The sequence below is a fragment of the Geobacter sp. genome (assembly GCF_027327745.1).
In the GTDB taxonomy this organism is placed as follows: domain Bacteria; phylum Desulfobacterota; class Desulfuromonadia; order Geobacterales; family Geobacteraceae; genus Geobacter.
Genome location: NZ_DAHVYG010000028.1, coordinates 1 through 6,100 on the forward strand (window position 1 = coordinate 1; position 6,100 = coordinate 6,100).

A 6,100-nucleotide genomic window follows, 5' to 3' on the forward strand; every position below is an offset into this window, starting at 1 on the left:
TATTTGTCAAGAACACATACTTTTTGCCGGTCTCCTGATCCACATACGAGATGCGCCTCAACAGGTCAGGGTACCCTTCGAGGGACTTCTTCGTGACCAGCTCGATGGTCTGGTCACACCGCAGACCAAGACTCTTGTCTACCGGGCGGGAGTAACGACGCCGAAACTTGAAGTTGCTCTTGGCCCGGGTTACGAAGAACACTGCTTTGATATGAAGAGCATACCACCGCTTGAAGTCGACATACCCGCGGTCCATCACTACAATGGCGCCGGCCGGCACCGGCAGCTCGTCAAGGATGTTGACATCGTTGACCTTGCCAGTGGTGATGTTGAGAAAGACCGGAATCGAGCCTTTCAGATCCAAAAGTGTGTGTACTTTGACCGCGGCTTTCGTCTCCCGGAAGGTTGCCCACGGAAAGAGCGCCAGGCAGAGGTCGATGGTGGTCGAATCCAAGGCATAGACCGACTGGGCCAGCTCTAGGCCCAGATCTTCGTCTTGGTAGAGTTTCTGGGCTATGCCGATGAGTAGCAGGCCAAAGTCCTGGTAGATGCGGAAGTCCCGCTGTTCGTTGGCATCGGCCAGAGTCGAGCGGGCTACCTTGCCTCGAAAACCGGCTCGATAAAGCTTCTCATGGTGGGCATTGAGCCCCGTTTCAATGTCCCGCAAGCCTTCCCGAGCGGTAAGCTGGGCAAAGACCATGCAGAGGAACTGCGTCCAACAGGAAAACCGTTTGACCCAGTGGTTGCCCCGATACCGCTGCACACAGCGGTTGAATTCGTAACGGGGCGCGTTTTGAAGGATCTGTGCAAAGACCGTCTCGCCTGATTCCATACCACCTCCTTGGAGGAGGGCAGTATAAAATCAGGGACTGGCCACCGAAAACAAATAGGAAAATTTTAACAATTACCGTTTTTACTCGTCATTACAAAAGGTTAGAGTAGGTTGCCAAAAAATTTACCGGACAGTAGTGATAGCTGATAGGTAATCCGAGTCCTGTCCCTTTACCCACCTCCTTAGCTGTAAAGAATGGCTCTCACGATGAGGAAGGCCTTTTCTCGTTTTCGTAGCGATACCCTGACAGCAGAGGCAGTCTAGCCTCACCGGTCCTGATTTATCTCTCTTGGGGATTTTTACAACGGCGTTTTTCAGAATATACTTTAGGTTGTAAATCAGGCCAATTTCTGCCCGACTTCGCCGTTGAAAGCGCCGTTGAAAGGGTTACATCATGCACAACCCGGGACAACTCACCATTCTCATAACCGGCGCTACGGATGGTTTGGGGCAAAGGGTCGCTATCGACCTTGCCGCTAAAGGCGTTACTCTGCTGCTCCACGGACGGGATCCAGATAAGGGCCGGCGGGTACTGGCAAAGATCCGTGAGATCAGCGGGAACAGCCGGCTGCATTATTTCAATGCCGACCTGGCTTCCCTCGATGAGGTTGATCGTCTGGCCGCTTCTATTGGCAACAGCCAACCGCGACTGGACGTATTGATCAACAATGCCGGCCTTGGTGCCGGTCCCAACCCGAAAAGTCGTGAGACCAGTGCTGATGGCTTCGAACTGAGGTTCGCCGTCAATTACCTTGCCCCTTTTCTCCTCACCCGCAGGCTTCTGCCGTTGCTTACCCGGACGGCGGAAAATACCGGCGAGGCCCGCATCGTGAATGTGGCGTCGGCCGCGCAGCGGGCCATCGACTTCGACGATGTCATGCTCGAAAAACAGTACGACGGCATGCGCGCATACAGCCAGAGCAAACTGGCGCTGGTGATGTTCACCTTTGAGCTGGCGGAAGAACTGGCGGGAACTGGCGTGACCGTCAATGCCTTGCATCCGGCATCCCTGATGGATACCAAGATGGTTCGCGAGTGGTTCGGCACACCGCGAACCTCGGTGGAAGAGGGAGCCCGCTATGTCGAACGCCTGGCCGTTTCTGAGGAGCTCAAGGGGGTGAGCGGAATCTATTTCGAACAGGATGAGCCGTCCCGAGCCGCAGAACAGGCTTATGACGAAAAGGCCCGCCGGCGGCTGCAGGAGCTGAGTTTCAGGTGGACGAGATTGGACGAGACCCGATAACAACAAGTCTCCAGCCTGCTCCTCTCTTTCAAATCGATTCACAAATGCAATCGGAGAAGACCATGAAACCGTGGAACGTGCTCGTTAACGGGAGACCACAGTGGAATTCATCCTCGTCCGATTCCCGCAGAGCAACTGCGCGAGGCCGTGGAGTGGCTCAGGGAGAACATGAAGGGAAACAGGGTGCTGGTATTTTGTAACGGCGGAGTCGGACGTTCCCCCTCGGTAGTTATCGCCTATCTCTGCTGCGTTCTCGGTCTCGGGTTCGGCGAGGCGGTCGAGTTTGCGGCCAGGAAGAAGCCGTACATATCGACCCTTCCTGAGCTGATCACATCCATCGACCGGATCAGGGGCATACCATGGGAAAACGCCACCTCCTCATAACCGGCCTTCCAGGCACGGGAAAAACGACCCTCCTCATGGAACTCGTCCGCCGTTTTGCCCACCTCGTCCCGGCCGGCTTCTACACCGAAGAGGTTCGGGAACGCGGTGTACGACAGGGATTCCGGCTCCAAAGCCTCGACGGCCGGGAGGGAAAGCTCGCCGATGTCGCCTTCGGCGGGCCTCACCGGGTTGGGCGGTACGGAGTGGATGTAGAAGGCTTCGAGGCGTTCCTCGCCTCCCTCGAACTTCCCTCCCACCCCTCACCGCTTGTGTTCATCGACGAAATCGGGAAAATGGAGTGCCTCTCCCCATGCTTCGTCCGTCTCGTCGAGACGCTCCTCGACTCGGGGAAAACGGTAGTCGCCACCGTGGCCCGGCAAGGGGAAGGGTTGATAAGGAAGGTGAAGGGACGCCCGGACTCCCATCTGGTGGAGGTCACTGCGATGAACCGGCGGGCCCTAGCGGATGAACTCGTCCAATGGCTCGAACAGCGCCTGGCAGCATAGTGAAGACGCAGCAGGCGGGCGTTACGTGCCTGATGCGACTATTTTGGCGACTCGATGACTCGGAGTGTGGACCATGGATACATCACCGCAAAAAGAACGTTCATTTGAGCCCGGATACCTCCGCCTCCACAAGAGTGGAGAGCTCGCCGGGCGTATCGAGGCTGCCCGGGAGATCCTCACGGACTGTACCCTCTGCCCCTGGCACTGCCACGTCAACCGCCTCGAAGGAGAAAAAGGGGTCTGCCAGGTCGGGGCGCTCCCCATGGTCTCAAGCTACGGTCCCCACTTCGGCGAGGAGAGACCTCTGGTGGGGCGGCACGGCAGCGGCACCATCTTCCTGTCCTACTGCAACCTGAAGTGCATCTTCTGCCAGAATTACGACATCAGCCACCTGGGGGAAGGGAGAGAGGTGGCGGTGGAGGAACTGGGGGAGATGATGCTCTCCCTCTGGCGCCAGGGGTGCCACAACATCAACTTCGTCACTCCCTCCCACCAGGCCGCCCAGATCATCGCGGCCCTTCCCCACGCCATCGAGGGTGGGCTTGACGTCCCCCTCATATACAACTGCGGCGGTTACGAGGAGCTGGCCACCCTGCGCCTCTTGGACGGCATCTTCGACATATACATGCCCGACTTCAAGTACGGCGATAGCGAGACGGCCCTGCGCCTCTCCGGCACCCCCCACTACGTCGAGACCGCCAGGGAGGCACTGAAGGAGATGCAACGCCAGATGGGGGACCTGGTCATGGACGAACGGGGAATCGCCGTCCGCGGCATCCTGGTGCGGCACCTGGTTCTCCCCGCAGGGCTGGCGGGCACCCGCGAGGTGATGGGGTTCATCGCCCGCGAGATCTCCCCCGACACCTACGTCAATCTCATGGACCAGTACCGTCCCTGCTTCCAGGCATCCGACCCGCCCATGAACCGCAGGATCACCCCCGCCGAATTCAAGGAGGCGGTGACCATCGCCCGCGAGGAAGGAATCCACAGGCTGGACGGGATCAGCGCATGATCTGCAGGAGCTCTTGTCGGGAGGGTGGGTGATGCCGGGATGGATCGTGCCGCCGCCGCGGGAGCCGCTCAAGGGCAGAGGGGAGTTGCAAAGGGAACGGGAAGAGAAGGTGCGTTGGCTCGTCCGGCACGGCTTCCTCCGCTCGGAGCGGATCAAGGTGGCCATGCTTAAGGTGAGACGCGAGGATTTCATCCCGCTCCTCTACCGGGACTACGCCTACCAGGAGGTGCCTCTCCCCCTCCCCGGTGAGAGCGCCACCATCTCATGCCCCCACAGCTACCCGCTCTTCTATGAGGCGCTGGGACTGGACGAGGGACACCGCCTGCTGGAGGTCGGCCTCGGCTCCGGCTATGGCGCTGCCCTGGCGCGGGAAATCGTGGGAGACAGCGGGCTGGTGGTTTCCTTAGAGATCGATCCGCTCACCTTCGATTTCGCCCGGCAGAATCTCGCAGCAGTCGGCTACCGCGATATCGTCTTGGTGAACGCGGACGGCGGCCTCGGCTGGCCGGAGCTGGCCCCCTACGACCGGATCTGCGTCACCGCCGCCTGCCCGCAGGTACCTCCGCCACTCGTGGAGCAGCTCGTTCCTGGCGGGCTGCTCGCGGCGCCGGTCATATCAGCCGAAGGACAGGACCTTGTCCTTGTGGAAAAAAGGGAGACGGAAACCAGCAGCCGGGTCGTCTGCCAAGTCCTCTACGTCTCTCTCCGGGGAAAATTCGGGGAGGAATAACTGAGGAGGCGCCGCCGGAAGGGCTGGATGGCCATGGTGCTGCCAAGGCCACGTGTGCGGTTCGGGGGAGATATGGTCAAGAGAGATGAGGGGAACGGGTCCTCCGTGGATATCATGATCGTTCCCCTCGGCACTGTGGAAGATGAGGCGGCAGTTGAACTTGCCGCCGCTCTGGCCGAAGTCTTCAGCTGTCGAGCAGGGCGGGGGGATCGGTTGCCTCTCCCCGCTCATGCCTTGAACCCCGCTCGCGGGCAGTATCTTTCCTCGGCTGTTCTCGCCATGCTGCAGCAAACCAAACCAGGGAACGTCTCACTTGTTCTCGGGGTAACAGATTGCGATCTCTATCTCCCGCCGCTGAATTTCGCCTTCGGTGAGGCGGACCACAAGGGTGGAGTTGCGGTGATCTCAGTCACCAGGCTGCGAGAGGAGTTCTATGGCCATCCAGTGAACGATGAGCTCTTCCGGAGGCGTATGATTACGGAAGGGGTTCACGAGGTGGGGCATGCCCTCGGTCTCGATCATTGCCCGGACCCAGGCTGTGTCATGCACTTCTCCAACACCCTGTCCGATACCGACCGGAAGGGGGCCGATTTCTGCGCGAACTGCCGAAAGCAGCTTCATGGATGCCGCAGGTGGGAGTAGGGGGGAAGCGCCGTCACCGGCGATCTCCTGGCCGCAGCCGGCCAGGGCAGCCTCGCTCTGGCACTCTCCCTCCATGAGGAGAAAGAGGGGGAGCGGTCCCGCCGCCGGCACCCTTTGCCAGAGAAAGCGGGGCGAGCACTCCCGTTGCAGTTCCTCCAGATCGCCGGTATTCCTGACCAGGAAGTAAAGCCCCGGCTCCACCCCTTGCACCCTGTGGACGAAGAGGAAGAGGTGGACACGACTCTCCTCCGCCACCAGATCGAACGGTGCGGAGCGAGCACGGGGAAGGGTCTTGTCCAGCATGGCGAAAAAGAACTCACTGGAGAGGAGGGTGCGGCAGTCAAAGGCGAGCGCGCTTCGCCGCTTGCGGATGATCCCGGCCGCGGTAACGCCGGGAATCTCCTCTTCCAGATACTCCGACTCCGTGCGGCGGGCAGGGGAGTTCGACGGGAAACGCAGAAAGAGGGTGCTCGTAAAGGTCATCGGGGAATAGAGACGTGTCTTCCCGGGAGGGTCAAGGACTCTGACTCCCTGTCGCTTATCACTTCTTCCTCTTTTGTTTTCTCAGTTGCAATATATTGTTGAAATCACGTTATTTTCCGTATAATGTTAATAACATGGAAAAAATACGGAAAAAGTATCGCTGGATTGATATTGGCGAAGACGCCAGGCGCCAGTATATCGACGCTCAGGCGGCTTTCACTGCTTGGGAAGATGCGCGAAAAGCCGCTGCTCAGGTGCGCGGAGGTAT

The 6,100-nt window shown here is 59.3% G+C and carries 8 protein-coding genes; 7 read left to right on the forward strand and 1 reads right to left on the reverse strand.

What is annotated here, in order from left to right; all coding sequences use genetic code 11:
• Positions 1-832: IS4 family transposase (locus M6689_RS04900; RefSeq protein WP_298268524.1), on the reverse strand; the 832-nt coding region annotated here is incomplete at its 3' end.
• 394 nt (positions 833-1,226) lie between these two features.
• Here M6689_RS04900 and M6689_RS04905 point away from each other — a divergent pair.
• The 7 genes from M6689_RS04905 (at position 1,227) to M6689_RS16240 (ending at position 5,934) form a co-directional block, all read left to right on the forward strand.
• Positions 1,227-2,075, forward strand: coding sequence for an SDR family NAD(P)-dependent oxidoreductase (locus M6689_RS04905; protein WP_298268526.1), 849 nt, complete (start codon positions 1,227-1,229; stop codon positions 2,073-2,075).
• 147 nt (positions 2,076-2,222) lie between these two features.
• A complete protein-coding gene (locus M6689_RS04910; RefSeq protein WP_298268528.1) occupies positions 2,223-2,459 on the forward strand; it encodes a dual specificity protein phosphatase family protein in 237 nt (78 codons plus the stop codon).
• Positions 2,435-2,965: a nucleoside-triphosphatase gene (locus M6689_RS04915; protein ID WP_298268532.1), complete on the forward strand. Its 531-nt coding sequence runs from the start codon at positions 2,435-2,437 to the stop codon at positions 2,963-2,965. The genes M6689_RS04910 and M6689_RS04915 overlap by 25 nt, the downstream gene beginning before the upstream one ends.
• Positions 2,966-3,038: 73 nt before the next feature.
• The gene (locus M6689_RS04920) at positions 3,039-3,977 is read left to right on the forward strand and encodes a radical SAM protein (RefSeq protein ID WP_298268534.1); all 939 of its coding nucleotides are present in this window, start codon (positions 3,039-3,041) and stop codon (positions 3,975-3,977) included.
• A 31-nt stretch (positions 3,978-4,008) separates the two neighbouring features.
• A complete protein-coding gene (pcm, locus tag M6689_RS04925; RefSeq protein ID WP_298268536.1) occupies positions 4,009-4,707 on the forward strand; it encodes a protein-L-isoaspartate O-methyltransferase in 699 nt (232 codons plus the stop codon).
• Between the two features lie 114 nt (positions 4,708-4,821).
• Positions 4,822-5,349, forward strand: a complete 528-nt coding sequence (locus M6689_RS16235) for an archaemetzincin family Zn-dependent metalloprotease (RefSeq protein ID WP_366949726.1) — start codon at positions 4,822-4,824, stop codon at positions 5,347-5,349.
• Between the two features lie 144 nt (positions 5,350-5,493).
• On the forward strand, positions 5,494-5,934 hold the full coding sequence (locus M6689_RS16240) for a hypothetical protein (protein ID WP_366949725.1): 441 nt from the start codon (positions 5,494-5,496) through the stop codon (positions 5,932-5,934).
• Positions 5,935-6,100: the final 166 nt, after the last annotated feature.